This is a genomic window from Brevibacillus brevis (assembly GCF_022026395.1).
Classification (GTDB): domain Bacteria; phylum Bacillota; class Bacilli; order Brevibacillales; family Brevibacillaceae; genus Brevibacillus.
In genome coordinates, this window is record NZ_CP041767.1 from 5,829,196 (window position 1) to 5,846,688 (window position 17,493).

General features: G+C 49.3%; 12 protein-coding genes and 1 riboswitch. Of the genes, 1 reads left to right on the forward strand and 11 read right to left on the reverse strand.

The features are described 5' to 3' along the window. The first annotated feature begins 5 nt into the window (after positions 1 to 5). Positions 6 to 1,682, forward strand: coding sequence for a sulfatase family protein (locus tag FO446_RS27475; RefSeq protein WP_237899599.1), 1,677 nt, complete (start codon positions 6 to 8; stop codon positions 1,680 to 1,682). A gap of 65 nt (positions 1,683 to 1,747) precedes the next feature. Here FO446_RS27475 and FO446_RS27480 read toward each other — a convergent pair whose 3' ends face one another. The 11 genes from FO446_RS27480 to FO446_RS27530 form a co-directional block, all read right to left on the reverse strand. After that, positions 1,748 to 2,005, reverse strand: a complete 258-nt coding sequence (locus FO446_RS27480) for an HPr family phosphocarrier protein (protein WP_015893797.1) — start codon at positions 2,003 to 2,005, stop codon at positions 1,748 to 1,750. An 18-nt stretch (positions 2,006 to 2,023) separates the two neighbouring features. Next, positions 2,024 to 3,745 carry a phosphoenolpyruvate--protein phosphotransferase gene (gene ptsP, locus FO446_RS27485; protein WP_173610325.1) on the reverse strand — a complete coding sequence of 574 codons (1,722 nt, stop codon included), beginning with the start codon at positions 3,743 to 3,745 and terminating at the stop codon, positions 2,024 to 2,026. Positions 3,746 to 3,762: 17 nt separating this feature from the next. Next, positions 3,763 to 4,923, reverse strand: coding sequence for a mannitol-1-phosphate 5-dehydrogenase (locus FO446_RS27490; RefSeq protein ID WP_237899601.1), 1,161 nt, complete (start codon positions 4,921 to 4,923; stop codon positions 3,763 to 3,765). A gap of 6 nt (positions 4,924 to 4,929) precedes the next feature. Continuing rightward, on the reverse strand, positions 4,930 to 5,364 hold the full coding sequence (locus tag FO446_RS27495; protein ID WP_173610323.1) for a PTS mannitol transporter subunit IIA: 435 nt from the start codon (positions 5,362 to 5,364) through the stop codon (positions 4,930 to 4,932). Then, on the reverse strand, positions 5,361 to 7,466 hold the full coding sequence (locus FO446_RS27500; RefSeq protein WP_237899603.1) for a BglG family transcription antiterminator: 2,106 nt from the start codon (positions 7,464 to 7,466) through the stop codon (positions 5,361 to 5,363). Before FO446_RS27500 ends, FO446_RS27495 begins: the two co-directional genes overlap by 4 nt. A gap of 63 nt (positions 7,467 to 7,529) precedes the next feature. Continuing rightward, a complete protein-coding gene (locus tag FO446_RS27505) occupies positions 7,530 to 8,960 on the reverse strand; it encodes a PTS mannitol transporter subunit IIBC (RefSeq protein WP_237899604.1) in 1,431 nt (476 codons plus the stop codon). Between the two features lie 362 nt (positions 8,961 to 9,322). Next, positions 9,323 to 10,840, reverse strand: coding sequence for a degradosome RNA helicase CshA (locus tag FO446_RS27510; protein WP_173610320.1), 1,518 nt, complete (start codon positions 10,838 to 10,840; stop codon positions 9,323 to 9,325). A 251-nt stretch (positions 10,841 to 11,091) separates the two neighbouring features. Further along, positions 11,092 to 11,949 carry a transporter substrate-binding domain-containing protein gene (locus FO446_RS27515; protein ID WP_173610319.1) on the reverse strand — a complete coding sequence of 286 codons (858 nt, stop codon included), beginning with the start codon at positions 11,947 to 11,949 and terminating at the stop codon, positions 11,092 to 11,094. A gap of 116 nt (positions 11,950 to 12,065) precedes the next feature. Then, positions 12,066 to 14,039 (reverse strand): methyl-accepting chemotaxis protein, encoded by a 1,974-nt coding sequence (locus FO446_RS27520; protein ID WP_173610318.1) that lies wholly within the window; start codon positions 14,037 to 14,039, stop codon positions 12,066 to 12,068. Positions 14,040 to 14,111: 72 nt separating this feature from the next. Beyond that, positions 14,112 to 14,212, reverse strand: a riboswitch (cyclic di-GMP riboswitch). A 135-nt stretch (positions 14,213 to 14,347) separates the two neighbouring features. Continuing rightward, positions 14,348 to 15,976 (reverse strand): formate--tetrahydrofolate ligase, encoded by a 1,629-nt coding sequence (locus FO446_RS27525; protein ID WP_237899605.1) that lies wholly within the window; start codon positions 15,974 to 15,976, stop codon positions 14,348 to 14,350. 147 nt (positions 15,977 to 16,123) lie between these two features. Further along, complete coding sequence (locus FO446_RS27530) at positions 16,124 to 17,488, reverse strand: FAD-binding oxidoreductase (protein WP_173610316.1); 1,365 nt, start codon at positions 17,486 to 17,488, stop codon at positions 16,124 to 16,126. Positions 17,489 to 17,493 lie beyond the last annotated feature (5 nt).

Below are 17,493 nucleotides of genomic sequence, written 5' to 3' on the forward strand. Positions count from 1 at the left end.
TCTATATGTCGAGAAAATGGTTGAGGAGACGACCGAATATCTTATTCATCATTGTGGATCAGGAACGATTTCCCCCTGTTTATGAAGAGCCTGCAATACGTGAATGGAAGGAGGATACACTCCACGCTCATACTTTTTTGCGAGAGCATGGGTTGGAATTCAAGCGTCATTACGTTGGCTCCACTGCCTGTTGCCCTAGCAGAGCTACCTTGTTCACCGGTCAGTACCCCTCTTTGCACGGCGTCAGCCAGACCAGCGGCGCAGCTAAACGATCTGCTGACAGCGACATGTTCTGGCTGGATCGCAACACTGTTCCGACGATGGGAAATTATTTTCGTCAAGCGGGCTATCGGTGTTTCTATAAAGGCAAGTGGCATATTTCCGATGCCGACATCTGGGTACCGGGTACCCATTTTCCTATCCCCAGCTATACCCTTGGAACAGGGGTCCCCGATCCCGATAAGGAAAGCTTATACTTGCTTGCTGATCGGCTGGACGGCTACGGCTTCTCCAGTTGGATAGGGCCTGAACCGCATGGAATAGCGCCGCATAACTCTGGTTCGTCCGCAGCCATCGGAGTAAATGGTCGTGATGTAGTGTACAGCAGCGAAGTCATCGAGCTGCTCCATGCCCTGGATCAGGAGAAAAGCTCCGTTGAAAGCTACCATCCTTGGCTGATCGTGGCGTCTTTCGTCAATCCACATGATATCGCCATCTATGGGGATATCTCAGCGAGCTCACCGTTTTTTCGCTTCCATGTGGATAAGTCAGTTCCCACAGTTGCCCCGCCCCCTACTCAGTATGAATCACTTGCGACAAAACCGCGCTGCCAAGCGAGTTATCGGGAGGTATATCCACAGGCGTTCCAGCCCATTTCGGACCAAGCCCATTATCGAAGACTGTACTATCAGCTCCAAAAAAACACCGATCGGGAAGTGATGCGTGTTCTTGAAGCACTCGTCGCCAGCTCGTTTTATCCCGAAACACTGGTCGTGTTCACATCCGACCACGGCGAATTATTGGGGGCTCACGGCAAACTGTATCAAAAATGGTACTGTGCCTACGAAGAAGCGATTCATGTTCCCCTCATTATCCACAACCCGCTTCTTTTTCCATACGCGACCTCCACAGAGCTGTTAACCAGTCATGTGGATATTCTTCCGACTCTACTCGGGATGGCCGGAGCAGACACAGACAGGCTTGGTGAGGAGCTGACCTATACACATAGCGAGGTGCGCCCTCTTGTCGGTCGTGATCTTACTCCCATCATCTTGTCCCACGATATGGACTCTATCTCCAGCGAGCCGATCTACTTCATGACGGACGATGATGTGACAAAAGGACAGCATCAAGTGAACGTGCAACACCAACCCTATGACTCTGTCATTCCTCCAAATCAGATAGAAACGGTCATCACCTACATGAATTCTGCCGGGCACAGCGCTTTATGGAAATACTCCCGCTACTTTACCGGGGATGTATTCAACCCCACGATGACTGAATACGAATTGTATAATCTCACGGCCGACCCTTTGGAAACACGGAATTTGGTAATCCCCCTCTACAAAACCACACACTCAGAGCGCGTCCGCCTGAAAATGGAGCTGCTTTTAGAAGAACAACGAGCCCAAAAGCGACTGACACCCTTCTCGCCCCCTTTCGCACAACTACTGTCTACGTGAACTTTCCCGGAACACAGAAAAAACCCCTCAAATCGAGGGGCTTTTCGTCTTTCCTTTTCTCATCCCTATTCCTGTTCGGTCAATGCTTTTTCCAATGCTGCCATCGCTTCTTGTTCATCGACACCATCGGTGATCAGGGTAATTTCTTCCCCTTTTCCAATCGCTGCTGCCATAATGCCCATGATGCTCTTGCCATTTACATTTTTCTCATTTTTGATGATTTTAATTTCGCTGGAAAAAGACGTGGCTACCTTCACAAAGTTCGCAGCAGGACGTGCATGCAGGCCGTGCGCCAATTGAACCACTATTTTTTTCTCTACCATTCTGATCTGCCTCCTTCCTTATACTCTCTCAAGCCATTCCTTCACGAACGCCTCTACTTGCGCAGAAGTGCTCATCTGTAAAATCGTATCCATCTGTTTCGCTGCGTCCTCTACGCTCAAACGACTCAGCTGTTGGCGCGCAGGCAAAATGCTCCCTGCACTCATACTAAATTCATCCAGACCCATTCCCAACAGAATCGGGATCGCGATTGGATCGCCCGCCATCTCCCCGCACATACCGACCCATTTGTTCTGCGCATGCCCTGCTTTAATGACATTGTGCAGCAAGCGCAAAACAGCAGGGTGATATGGCTGGTAGAGATAAGCGACCTTCTCGTTCATACGGTCGGCTGCCATTGTGTATTGAATTAAATCATTGGTTCCAATGCTGAAAAAGTCAACCTCACGTGCAAATTGATCGGCCATCAGTGCCGCAGCAGGGATCTCAATCATGATACCCACTTCGTACTGATCGGATACTACAATTCCGCGATCGACCAAGGATTTTTTCTCTTCCTCCAAAATCGCTTTCGCCTGGCGAAACTCCTCCAGTGTCGCAATCATCGGAAACATGATTTTCAGATTGCCGTGTACACTTGCGCGCAAAAGAGCACGCAGTTGCGTACGAAACAGTTCTTGGTTGTCGAGACACAGCCGGATGGCGCGATGCCCAAGAAACGGGTTCATTTCTTCCGGTAAAGCCAAGTAAGAGAGATGCTTGTCCCCGCCAATGTCCAATGTGCGAATAACTACCGGGCGGTCGCCCATATGCTCCAGCACATGCTTGTACGCGAGGTATTGCTCCTCTTCCGTCGGGAAATCATTGCGTCCCATGTACAGAAACTCCGTGCGGAACAGCCCGACACCTTCCGCTCCATTGGCGATCGCCCCAACGACATCTTCGGGGCTTCCGATATTGGCGGCAAGCTCGACATGATGATTGTCCACCGTGACCGTTTTATTGTTCACAAGCTTCGCCAGTTCGGCTTTTTGCGCTTCGTAATCAGCCTGCTTGCGTTTGTAGACAGCGATCTCTTCTTCACTCGGGTCGATAATCGCGATTCCTTCATGCCCGTCGAGAATGATGAGCGTCGCGGGCTGAACCGCACGAGTAATCCCTTGTGTTCCGACAACAGCAGGGATCTCCAGAGAACGTGCCATAATCGCAGAATGCGAGGTTCGTCCACCAATGTCCGTAACAAAGCCTTTGACATAGCGACGGTCTAATTGGGCTGTATCGGAAGGCGTCAAATCATCTGCTACAATAATCACTTCTTCTGTCAGCTCACCAAGTCCTGCAAACGGTACCCCCAGCAAGTAAGAAAGGACACGTTTGGTCACGTCTCGAATATCTGCCGCTCTCTCCCGCATGTATTCGTTGTCCATTTGCTCGAAAAGTCCAATGAATGCTTGTGCGACATCATTCAAGGCGCTCTCGGCGTTTGTCTTTTCGTTTGAGATTTTATCTTTGACGGTATCGACCAGTTCCGGGTCTTCCAAGACGAACAGGTGAGCTTTGAAAATATCTGCATGATCCGTCCCCATCTCCTGCTCCACGCGCAGAACGATGCCCTCCAAATCATTTTTCGCTCGAGCCAACGCCTCTTGAAAGCGGTGGATTTCACTCGCCGGATCTTCAATCGCTACGGTATTGATCTGTAAATCGGGCGTTGTCAGTAAAAACGCCTTGCCAAAGGCTATACCTGCTGAAGCTTTTACACCTGTGATCTTTTGGGACATCGTAACATCAGCCTTTCTCAATGGCTACCTGACCATTCCTTCAATCTGCGTGCCTGTTCGCGCACGATCTCCTCAAGCGGATGACCTGCCGGAATGCCGGTACAATTGTGTAATGTATTTTCCCATCCAAACTCTTTCAGGCTTACTTGTATCCGTGCGGACTCTGCGTCCTCGGGATAGTCGAATGCCAGTGCCGCTGCAATTGCCAGACTCAAATACTCTGGATTCATTCCTTTTTCCATGCATTGCAGCGCCGGGCCGACCAAACGATCATGCTGCGACAGCTTGCGGATCGGCGAACGCGCCACCCTGACAATATCGTCAGACAGCAGTGGATTGGTGTATCTACCGAGGATTTTTTCCACGTACTGCCCATGAACCTGCGGGTCAAATCCGTACTTGGCAGCAAGCAGTGCACCTGTCTCCTGAAGAGCCCCGCGTGTCGCCTGAACAATCCGGTCGTCTCGCATCGCTTCATCAATCGTTTTCATCCCCAACTGATACCCCAGGTATGCAATGACCGCATGACCTGTGTTGACGGTAAACAGCTTTCTTTCGATGTATGGCGCCAGATCCTCCACATAGGTAACGCCCTCAATGGACGGGACTTCTCCAACCATCTGGGACGAATCTACCACCCATTCGAAAAACGGTTCAACTATAACCAGGAGCTTGTCATCATGCTGCTGCAAAGGAACAATCCGATCTACGGCTGCATTGGGGAATCCGATCCATTGTGCTGCCCCGGCTTGAACCGATTCCGTCAGATGCTCATACACATGCTCCTTCAGCTTCTCGCTGCCACCAATCATGTTTTCACATGCAATCACATTGAGTGGCTTGGCATGAACAGAAAGTCTCCAGGTAATGCCGGCTGCGATGGCCCCTGCAATGTGCGGAAGAATGTTCGGACCAACTGCCGTCGTAACCAAATCAGCAGTGGCGATCGCTTCAGCTACCGCCGCTACATCCTGACCATTTATCGCTCGAACTCCTTCCACGACCGACTCTGGTTTTCCTGTTGTTGCTAGTTGCACGCGATACATTTTTCGCTCATTCAACTCATCGACCAAAGCGGCATTGACATCCACAAACACAATTTCATAGCCAGCCTTTTGCAACAGTTGTCCGATAAAGCCTCGCCCAATATTTCCCGCTCCAAAATGTACAGCTAGCATAGCGGATTACACCTCCTCGGAGAACATCGTGATAATCTCTTCCGCCGAAGCCGCGTTTACAATCCGCTTGACGTTTTCCTCCTCGGAGCAAAGAATGGCGATGTTCGAGAGCACCTCCAGATGCTCATCTCCAACAGCAGCAATGCCCACCAGCAAATAAGCTGTATTGCCTTCTCCAAAATCGACGCCCTCGGGAACCTGAATGATGGAGATCCCGGTGGATTGAATCTCTGCCTTGGATTCGTTCGTTCCATGCGGGATGGCTACGCCGCTTCCGATGTATGTTGTCGCCAACTGCTCGCGCTCTTGCATTTTCTCTATATACGCCTCCGTTACGTGGCCTGCACGCACAAGCAATTGTCCTGCCAGTCTGATCGCTTCTTCTTTATTGGCTACCTTTGCACTCAACATGATTTTTTCTGCTGTCAGTATGTTTTTCATTTCGTTCTCTCCAATCCTATCTTTTTGAGGCAAAACGCATACATTTTGCCCGCTATATAATCAGCAATTTGCTGTGTTTCTCCTGTTTTCAAAACCGCTTGCATTTCTTCTTCAATCAAAAGGGAGCTGATCTCGCTGAGTACTTCCAGCCCTTCCTTCGGTACTTCTTTCGGCCCCAAAAGTAGCAGAAGCATGTCAATGGAGATGACTTCTTCATCCATCGAGCGAAGAAGCACAGGCTCTCGTAATTGGTGAAACGTAAAAGACGCCTTGTTCACCGCTTCATTTCTTCCGTGAAAAAGGGCCAGGGAAGTTCCCGGAATCCCCAAACCGCCGAGCTTTTCCCGCTCGATCAACTGCTTGACGACCGGATCGACCTCTTCAATCGTTCCACGCTCTTTCAGCCCCTTGCTGATTTGGCTCAAAAGCTGGGCGATGTCCTGATCACGGTTATCCCATCTCATTCCCCATAGCCCCTCGTATAGCTCATTGGCATACGCAGCGTAGTATTGCATGGCTCTTAGTTGTTCGACGGACTGCTGTCCTGCGGGAACCAGCTGACTTTTCTCCTGATGGGATTGCTTCTGACTCGTCGTATGCAATTGATATTTAATTTTTTGGATGTCGTCTGGCGGAAGCAACGGGCTGACCACGACATATTCCGCTGGATCGAGCGACAATGGAAGGGTGGAAATAATCAAGTCATAATCCGTTGCCGGAACCTCTTCCAGATCAAACATGGACAGATTTTTCAAGCTGACGATCTCCGGTATTTCTTTTTTGATGCGCGTAGCCAAAATCTTGGAGGAGCCGATCCCGCTGGAGCATACTACCAATGCCCGGTACCACTGCTGCTCCTGGCGCGTTCTCTCTAATGCCGCACCAAGATGCATCACCAGGTACCCGATCTCTTCATCTGGAACCTGCAGCTCTGGTAAAACTGTATGAACCGCTTCACTTGTTACGGTAAACAGCTCTGGATAGTTTTGCTTGATCTGCTCGAGAATCGGATTGCGAATCTCCATCTTCCGCTGCAATCGGTATAAGGCTGGCTCCAAATGCGTCAACAGACCATGGAACAGCGAGGCGTCATTGCCAAGCGGAATGTTCAGGCGTTCTTCGCAGGCTTGAATGAAGCGTTTCGTAATGACCATGAGCTCCGTATTTTCCGTCCATACCTGGTCATCCGGAGAATGCCGCAGCTTGGCACCCCGCAAGTGCATCGTAATATAGCCGATCTCATCCGCTGGGATTTCCATTTGGAAGATTTGCTTCAGGCGCTCCATGATGTTGCTGGCTATTTCGTACTCGGGTGTTCCAAGCAATTCACTGAGGGTTTTCTCGTCAAAATGAATGCCTTCCCCTTTTTCAATCCGTTCCATGGCCAATGCCAGATGTGTGACTAATCCGAGATAAGCGCTGTCTGCCAAAGGATAGGGAAGCTCCTCGTCCAGATGGCTCAGTGCATTCTCGACCTTGATCAGCTTTTCCCGGTCAATCAAACCAAGCAGCCGTTCCGATATCGAGTCGATGTCTCGGAGTGCCTTGTTTTGAATATTTTCTTTGATAATCCCAATTAGCTCGTGATCGTCCAGATGCTCGGCAATCAGTCTGCTTATAGCCCGCCGCTTGGACGATTCTGTACCTTGCAGCTCTACGCCGTACCCTCTTTTTCGCAAGAGTGACAGATCGTAACGAGCAAGCATGGTCTCTAAATCATCCAAATCATGACTGATGGTCGCTGTCGTCACTTTCAAATCGATCGCCAGCGAAATCAGCTTGACTGGCTCCGATGCCTCCAGGAGCACGCACAGGATGATGGCCTTACGTTCCTGCGCGGTGTATTCCTTCGTCATGTGATGCAGGACAGACATTCTGAGTGCAAGCTTTTGGTCGTCGGTCCCCACCACTTCAAGCCCTGATCCAGTTTTTCTGACTAACTCCAGTTCAAATTCATCGAACAAGGAATCCAGCGCATCCAATTCCCTGTGAACGGTACGTCCGCTTACACCGATCTGTTCGGCGATCGAACCAACGGTAACTCCTTTTTGTTCCCTCAATAAAATCTCGATAATGGATCGCTGTCGAGAGGATACAAGCATGTCTTCGTTCCCTCCTTAACGCCAAAGAGGGAAGACGCTAGCTCTCACTAGCGTTGATTCCCTTTACCCCAGGCGTTTGACCAACTTGTCATACTCGGGACTATTCAAGAAATTGTCAATGGAGATATGCTCCGCAGAAGGCGCTTTGACTTGCGCTCTCTCTGTTAAAGACTTGTGTGTAATGACGATATCAGCGTCACTTGGAATGTCGTTGATCGCTGTATTGATGACCGTAATCTCGGTCAGGCCCGCATCCTTGAACTTTTTGCGCAAGGACGCCGCGCCCATCGCACTGGAGCCCATACCCGCATCGCAAGAGAAGACAACTTTTTTCACGTCAGCAGCAGCTACCTCATGCTTCACTGGAGCTTCAACCGCTTCTTGTTCCTGTGCTTTTTTGCCTTTCATCTCCTGCATTTTTTCTGTCGCTTTTTCCAGTTCATCTTCGTCTGTCTTCGCGCTCATTTTCAAGAGAGCAGACGCGATGAGGAAGGACACGACAGTCGCTGCCAACACACCAGCCAGTACCGGTAGTAACCCACCACGCGGTGCCATTGCAATCAAGGCGAAAATACTACCCGGAGATGGTGGCGCCACCAATCCTGCGCCAAGCAGCGTGAAGGTAAACACACCAGCCATCCCGCCGCCAATGGCAGCCAGAATCAAACGCGGATTCATCAGCACATACGGGAAGTAAATTTCGTGGATACCCCCAAAGAAGTGAATGATGACAGCACCCGGAGCCGATTGCTTTGCACTGCCCCTGCCAGCAAGCCAGTACGCCAACAAAATTCCCAAACCTGGCCCCGGATTGGATTCAAGCAGAAAGAAAACCGATTGACCCAGCTTCGCGGCTTCATCCAAACCGATCGGGCTCAAAATACCGTGGTTAATCGCATTATTCAGGAACAGGATCTTCGCTGGCTCGATGAAAATGCTGGCAAGCGGCAGCAATCCTGCACCTACAATGACTTCCACACCCGCTGCAAGCGCCTTGCTCAAGCCCACAACGACAGGCCCAATTGCCTGGAATGCCAAAAGTGTCAGTAACCCGCCAACAATACCAGCGGAAAAGTTGTTTACTAGCATTTCAAAGCCGGAACGAATTTTTCCTTCGAACAACTGGTCCACTTTTTTCATGACCCAGCCGCCCAAAGGACCCATGATCATAGCTCCCAGGAACATCGGGATGTCTGCACCTACGACAACCCCCATCGTAGCGACGGCACCTACGACCCCGCCTCGAACATCATGGACCATCTTCCCGCCGGTATAACCGATCAGCAGTGGCAGTAAATACGTAATCATCGGCCCAACCAGTTTGGCCAAATTTTCGTTAGGCAACCAACCTGTCGGGATAAATAAAGCGGTAATCAATCCCCAAGCGATGAAAGCACCGATATTTGGCATAACCATCGCACTCAAAAATCGTCCAAACTTTTGTACCGAGACTCGGATTCCACCCGAAGCGTTTTTGGTTTCCACACTCTCCATACTGCACCCTCCTTTACCCCTATTTATGAGATGTTGACATGATTAAAAAGGTAATGTGTACACCTCAAATATAAAGCGTTTTCATAAGGGCTAACAACAAAATCAAAGCGCGAATTTGTCTGACTCATTGTTGCCAAAACTTAATTGCCCACAGGAAAAAGACCTCTGCCCTGCTGCAGAAGCCTTTTCCTTACACCTGCATGTACCCATATCCGCCTTCCAATCCCTGCGCGAAAATTCGTGCCAAAACACCCCTAGTTTGTCTCGGATTCTCCTCACTATTCGCGGGCAGTCAACACGAAAAAAGACCGATGCGCACATGTATGTGCACACCAGTCTTTGCTTGCAATACCGTTCGATTCCTAGCTGCGTGGTGGACGAGATTCGCCACGTGGACGGGAGTCACCGCTGCGTGGACGGGAGTCGCCACTGCGTGGACGAGATTCGCCGCCGCGAGGACGATATTCGCCATTGCGCGGGCGAGATGGACGCTTTCCACCAAAACCGGAACCCGAACCGAAGCCACCTTTTCCTTTTGGAGGCAGCTTTTTCTTCCCTACGCGAAGAGGAGCTTCTTCTGTCAGGCGAACAGGTGTTGTATCCGGCTCTTTGGTCAACAGCTTGAGTGCTGCAGATACCAGCGTTACAGAATCAACATCCTCCAGCAATTGTTCTGCCAATGTTTTGTAAGCAGACAGATCATCTCTTCCAGACGCTTCCAAGATTTTGTCTACTGTCATTTTTTGTTGACCTTCCAGAGCTTCTGCCATCGAAGGAACAGCACGACGCTCCATGCGACGCTTGGTTGTACGCTCAATCAGACGCAGATGGTCGATTTCACGGGAAGTAACAAATGTGATCGCGAGACCCGTTTTACCAGCACGTCCCGTTCTACCGATACGGTGAACGTAGCTTTCGGAGTCTTGTGGAATGTCAAAGTTGAATACGTGTGTAACACCGCTGATATCCAGACCACGGGCTGCTACGTCGGTCGCCACCAATACCTCGATTGTACCTTCCTTGAACTTGCGCAGTACGCTGTCGCGTTTTGCTTGGTTCAGGTCTCCGTGGATACCTTCTGCTCCATAACCGCGCTTGGTCAGAGCTTCGGACAGCTCATCTACTCTGCGCTTGGTTCTACCGAATACGATAGCCAGCTCAGGCGAATGAATATCCAGCAAACGGCACAGCACATCGAACTTTTGTCTTTCTGCCATTTCCATATATTGCTGTTCGATGTTTGGTACGGTTACTTCTTTTGCTTTCACTTGAATGATGGTTGGTTCGTTCATGAACTGCTGGGCGATTTCCTGAATCGCTCTCGGCATCGTTGCGGAGAACAGCAGGGTTTGTCGACTTTCTGGAACCTCTTTCAAGATTTCCTTAATGTCGTCGATGAAACCCATGTTCAGCATTTCATCCGCTTCGTCCAAAACAACTACCTCGATGGCATCCAGACGAATCGTTCTTCTTCTCATGTGGTCCATGAAACGACCAGGTGTTGCTACGATGATTTGCGGGCGTTTTTTCAACGCCTTGATTTGACGCGTGATGTCTTGACCACCGTAGATTGGCAGGGCAGAGATGTTTTTAAATTGGGCAATTTTATTAATCTCTTCTGCAACCTGAACAGCCAGCTCACGAGTTGGGGTCAATACAACCCCTTGAATATTTCCGCTTGTTTCATCCATGCGTTCAATCAGCGGAATACCAAATGCAGCCGTTTTACCTGTACCAGTTTGTGCTTGACCAATCAGGTCACGACCTTGCAGTGCTACAGGAACCGTTTGATCCTGAATAGCTGTAGCCTCTTCGAAGCCCATGTTGCTCAACGCTCTAACAATGGAGTGGTGTAAGCCAAAATCATTAAAAGTCGCCAATGAATGTCAGTCTCCTTTATCAATACCTTCATCTATAAAATTCTCAAAAAAAAGGGCACTATTCCTTACGATCCGGAACATGCCCTTTTATCCCGATTGTACGTAGCGCCCTAAAGAACATAGCTGTAATCGTACCATGCAATGACTGAAAAAGCAAACAGCTTATAGACCCAAATTGTTTGATTTTTTGGTAATGAATCTTGTAAAAATAACAAAGCAGCCCAGAATCAGGCTGCTCGTCTGTTATCGAATTATTTTACCCATTTGTTGTAAAGCTCATCAAACTTCCCTTGCAGTTTCATTTCGTCCATCCAAAGATCCAAGTAGTTAGCGAAGATTGTGTCTCCGCGGTGAATCATGTACGCTTTTTCACTCTTGGTGAATGGGTTGTCAGTCAGAGCGGCATACAGGCGGGAGTCTGCTTTGGAATATACAAGCGCTTCCAGCGTATCTGTGATCATCACATCGTACTTACCGCTTGCTACCAGACCAGGAATGTCGAGGTTGTTTTGTTCAACAGTCACAGTTGCTTTTGTCAGGTGCTCACGAACGAATTTTTCGTTGGTGCCTCCTGGATTCACACCAATGCGCACCTCTGGTTTATTGATGTCTGCTACACTCTTGTACTTGTCCTTGTCTTCTGCACGGATGAGCGGAGCTTTACCGAACATAATATAAGGATCGCTCATGTGTGCTTTTTTCTGGCGGTCTGTGTTGCGGGTAACGCCTCCGACAGCAATATCGAATTTATTTGCCAACAGATCGTCCATCAGTGTCGGCCAGGATGTTTGAACAAAACGCGCCTCTACTCCCAGGCTTTTTGCGAATTCTTTCATCGCATCGATATCGTAACCTTCGAATTGGTTTGTTTTCGGATTCAAATATGTAAACGGTTTGTAGTCACCTGGAGTACCTACGAGGATATAGCCTCTCGCAATGATTTCGTCCAAACGAGACTCAAACTTTTTCGCTTGCGGTTTTTTAGCAGCTTCAGCAGCTACGGTTTGGACAGGCTTAACCGCTGTTGCGGCAAAAGCACCTGTTCCTGATGTCATGAGCATAGTTGCAGCGAGTGTGCTCGCCAAGATTGTTTTTGTGAATTTTTTCATCTGGGTTCTCCTCCTGTTAAACGGTAATGAATTTAGTTAGTAGAAACAAACTCCATCATCCCCTAATGGCATCCCCCCTTTCAAAGAAGAGGACTTACAACCTGTAGAGCTGCTTCTTATACAGTAAACCTGCCGATTCCTTGTTGTAATTCTTCTGCCACTGCATTCAAATGCTCGACAGACTGGCCAATTTCCTGGATGGCTTGAAGCTGCTCTTCGGTTGCCTTTGCCACTGTTTGCGCGTCGAGTGAAGCATGTTTTGCAATGTTATGCATTTCATCTACAGAAGCACTCACCTGTTGGGAGCCTGCTGACATTTGTTCAGATGCGGCGGATACTTCCAAAATGTGCGCAGCAACGTTCCGGGAAGATTCCAAAATATGCCCAAAGATTTCGCGAACCTCTTCGACCAATTGGATACCTTGCTGTGCGTTTTGGTTGCCCGCTGTCATGACCTCTACTGCGTGACGAGTATCCTGTTGGATTTCCCCGATCAGCATCGCGATTTTGGATGCGGATTCCTCGGATTGGTTCGCCAGTTTTTTTACTTCACCGGCAACTACAGCAAATCCACGTCCATGCTCGCCTGCACGTGCCGCCTCAATCGAAGCGTTCAAGGCAAGCAAATTAATTTGTGAGGTCAATTGACTGATCGTATCAAGAATGCCTTCGATTTCTTTGGAGCGATTGTTGAGCTGTTCAATGGCTACTGTCGCCTTCGATGTTCCCTCGCCAATGCTTCCCATCTGGAGAACTGCCTGCTCTACCACAGCAGTTCCTTGTTCTGCCTGCTCTGTTGCTATCTGGGCAGCCTCAGAAACATGTGCAGACGTCTCCGCGATTTTCACTATGCCTGCTGCCATGTCAGTCATCGACAATGCGACTTCCTGCGAGCTGGCTGCCTGCGCCTCTGCTCCCTCAGAAATCTGTGCGATAGACAAGCCGATTTGGTTGATGTTTTCTGTCGCCTGCTTAATACCTTCAGATACTTCCTGACTAAAACGCTGTACTTGATCAGACGACAGTGATACGTCTTCAATCAAATTTTTCAAGTGCGATACCGTCTGGTTAAAGTCACGGGACAGAACCGCAATCTCGTCTTTTCCGTCAACCGTTACGGTCTCTTTCAAGTTGCCCTGCGCCACTACATTTACGGCGTGATTCAGACGCTCAATTGGTTTCACCATGCGTACAGCCAAGAAATAAACGAGGACAACCCCAATTGCCAATACGATGAGGGAAATAACCATCAATCGAACTGACAGTTGATCGACAGGGGCATGCAGCTCTGCTACAGGTGCAGTGATGTATATACCCCAGTTCAAATTGGTAGGAGCATACGAAGCAAATCGCTCTGTATTCTCGTAATTATATTGGGCAATTCCATGCTTCCCTTGCTTGATGTCTTCAAAGCCAGTCTGAAGTTCAAGAATACCCATATTGAGAATCGATTCCTTCAGAATGAACTCGCTGTTCGGATGATAAATAAATGTTCCTGTTTTGCTTACTAAAAAGGCGTAGCCTGATTGACCAAATTTCTCTTCGGACACCTTTTTTTGGATCTCATTGATAGGAATCGTAGAACCGATATAACCGTATTGACGATTGTCCTTCATCAATGGAACGACAAGGGTCACGATGTTATTCCCTGTGCGCTTCGAAACAACTGGCTCTGAGACAACAACCTTTCCTTCCCCTTTGCTGGCTTCCTTAATGTGCGGACGATCCGAGATATCAGTCACTTCACCCTTGAAATTGATCACATTCTTTCCGCTTAAATCATGCGAAAAGAAGAACGTCTCAAACTCGGGGTTTTTCTTTTGGGCCTCTTGAATGAGTTTCAGGTCATACTCGGCATTTTGATCAGCCGACATCAACCCTCCCACTGCTCTTACAATTTCAATTTTTTCTTTAAAGAAACCATCGATACGAATCGAGAGATTGTTAGCTGACAACTCAGCTTCTTTGTCCAGACTGTCTGCCAAAAGATTGGAAGCACTCCAATAGCTTGCACCGCAAACCGTACCCAAACTTATCAACAACAGCAGGCACAAAACGATAATTAGCTTATTCTTCAAACTATTTTTCATACCGAATCCCTTCTCCCTTCTCTTTTTTCAACAAAAAAAAGACTGCCCACCGACAGCCCATCATGACTACGGTATGGCAACCCGGCTGTCCTAGCTGCGAAAGTCACTTGACTCTCGACCTTAGACCCGTGGCTTTGCGTCCCTGCCTTTCAGCAAGTTTGCCTTTGTCATTCCTTGTTGTTTTTCAATTAAGTTCACATTTTTTAATCTCACCTTTCTTTTCCCATAACTTTCCGATAATAAACCTCAAAAATACAAAAAAAGCTGACAACCTTTTACAGTTGTCAGCTTTTTGTCAAACTTTTTGACTAGCTTAATCCGATCACTTGGCCATCCTCGTCTACATATAACGATTCAGCAGCCGGCTTTTTCGGGAGGCCTGGCATGGTAACCAAGCTACCGGTCAGTGCCACAATAAAACCAGCTCCTGCTGATATGCGCACTTCACTCACTTGGATCGTGAAGTCAACAGGTGCTCCCAACAGATCAGCGCGGTCCGTAAAGGAGTAAGGTGTTTTCGCCATGCACACAGGCAGATGGGACATGCCCATTTCTTCTACCTTTTGGATCGTTTTTAATGCCAGCGGCGAAAAGACACCCCCTGATCCACCGTATACTTCTTTTACGACTGTCTCAATCTTGTCTTTTATGCTGAGGTTATCTTCATACAAGAATCGGAAGGATGAAGGCCGCTCTGCTGCACGAGTCACTTTTTCAGCAAGCTCGACACCACCTGCTCCGCCTTCTGCCCATACTTTGGACAGCGCCGCTTCGGCTCCGGCCGCTTGGCACAGCGCAATGACTGCATCCACCTCTGCCTGGGTATCTGTCGCAAAATGATTGATCGCCACCACTGCTGGCACACCGAACTTTTGCAGGTTTTCCAGATGGCGCTTGACGTTTTCGAAGCCTTTCTCCAGAGCAGACAAGTTCTCCTCTGCCAGATCAGGTACTTTTACCCCGCCGTTGTATTTCAACGAGCGAACTGTAATGACCACGACAGCAGCCGATGGAGTCAGACCTGCTTTTCTGCACTTGATGTCAAAAAACTTTTCGGCCCCCAGGTCGGCACCAAAGCCAGCCTCTGTTACGACGTAATCTGCCAGCTTCAAAGCCATCTTGGTTCCGATCACGCTGCTGCACCCATGCGCGATATTGGCAAAAGGTCCTCCGTGAATGATGACCGGAGTTCCTTCGATTGTCTGTACGAGATTGGGCTTGATGGCTTCCTTCAAGAGAACACACATCGCATCGACCGCGTTGATTTCCTCTGCCCGTACAGGCTGATCATCGAAATCGTAGCCAATAATGATCTGGTTCAATCGCTCGCGCAAGTCCGCCAGATTCTCACTCAGGCATAAGATCGCCATGATTTCCGAAGCGGTTGTAATCATGAAGCCATCTTCACGCGTCATCCCGTTGCCGTCACCCAGACCAACCACGATGTTACGCAGTGCACGGTCGTTCATGTCCATGGCTCGTTTCCAGACGATTTTCTTTGGATTGAGCCCACGCGGATTGCCGTGGAAAATATGATTGTCGATCATCGCTGCCAACAAGTTATGTGCAGCTGTAATCGCATGAATGTCCCCTGTAAAATGCAGGTTAATTTCGTCAGCCGGGAGAATTTGTGCTTGGCCGCTTCCGGTTGCGCCTCCTTTGATCCCCATGCAAGGACCCAAGGACGGCTCGCGAAGCGCTGCCATTGTTTTCTTCCCGAGATAATTTAATGCTTGTGACAAACCAATCGTCGTGAGTGTCTTACCTGCTCCCGCCGGGTTAGGGTTCATCGCTGTAACAAGAATCAGTTTGCCATCAGGGCGATCCTTCACTTGCTCCCATAGCTCATCTGATAATTTGGCTTTATATTTTCCGTATAGCTCCAAATACTGTTCTTCGATACCTGCAATCTTGGCAATTTCAACAATAGACTTCATTTTTGCCTCCCTGCCACACCAGAATGTAATGCACCAGTTACCAATCTTCTACATTCTGCATAATCATCCTTTCTCCTCTCCTCTTCGACACATTACGCAAAAGAAAAAGCCCACATTCCGACAAACGTTCAGAATGCAGGCCCTCTGTTATTTCCCGAAAATTTTCCCCGGATTCAAAATACCGTTTGGGTCCAGCACTTGCTTCATGGCTTGCATGACGTCGAGTGCTTCTCCGTGTTCCTTGCGCTGGTATTTGATTTTCCCCACACCCACACCATGTTCGCCTGTGCAGGTTCCTCCCCGACTCAATGCGTACTCCACCAGATGGGCATTTACTTCCTCGGCACGCGCCACTTCTTCGGGGTCATTCAGGTCGATCATCAGGATAGCGTGATAGTTCCCATCCCCGACATGCCCTGCAATCGCTCCATCCAGCCCAGCGCGATCAATGGCTTGCCGGGCGTCCACAACAGCTCCTGCCAGCTCGGAAATCGGCAAGCAAACATCTGTTACCATCAGCTTTTTCCCGGGGGATTTGTGCAGGAAGGCATACGCCAGGTTATGACGAGCGTCCCAGAGCTGCGTCCGCGCCTTCGAATCTGTTTCAAAAAGAAACTGCGTGCAGCCATGTCCATCGGCGATGCTCTTCGCAAAGTCGATATCATACGCGAGCCCTTGTTCACTGCCATGGAACTCGATAAACAGCGTCGGTGCTTCCGGGTAGCTCGTTTCCTTGTACAGATTCACTTGTTGGATGGAACGTTCATCAACCAACTCGATTCGCGCCACTTGAATACCCGCACCGAGAATATCTACGACGGTATCGACAGCATCCTGAACAGAAGGGAAGCTGGCACGCGCTGCCGTTGTCGCCTCAGGGATGCCGTAAACACGCAAGGTCAGCTCTGTGAATACACCAAGCGTTCCCTCCGACCCGACAAACAGCCCCGTAAGATGGTAGCCTGAGGAGGATTTGGCTGTCATGCTCCCTGTACGGATGATACGTCCGTCCGCCGTCACCACTTCCAGATCGCGCACCTGATCACGCATCACACCATAGCGAACAGAGGTTGTTCCACTGGCGTTTGTGGCAGCCATCCCACCCAAAGTCGCGTCTGCGCCAGGATCGACGGAGAAAAACAATCCGTGCTTTTTCAATTCTTTATTGAGCTGAGTGCGCGTGACACCGGGCTGGACTCTCACGAGAAAATCCTTCGGTCGCACCTCCCGCACTTGGTTCATCAAGGAAAAATCCATGCTGATTCCGCCCGCATATGGAATCGCGTGGCCTTCCAGACTGCTCCCCATGCCAAACGGCGTTACCGCAATGCGCTTTTCATTGGCCAGCTTCATGATTTGACTGACTTCCTCGGCCGTCTGCGGAAACACGACTACATCCGGAAGATGCGGGGTATGATACGATTCATCATGGCTGTGGTGCTCCAGTACAGTGGGGTTGGTCGATACTCGTTCTTCCCCCAGTAATCCCACTAACGCTTGCTTGTAATCCACGTTGG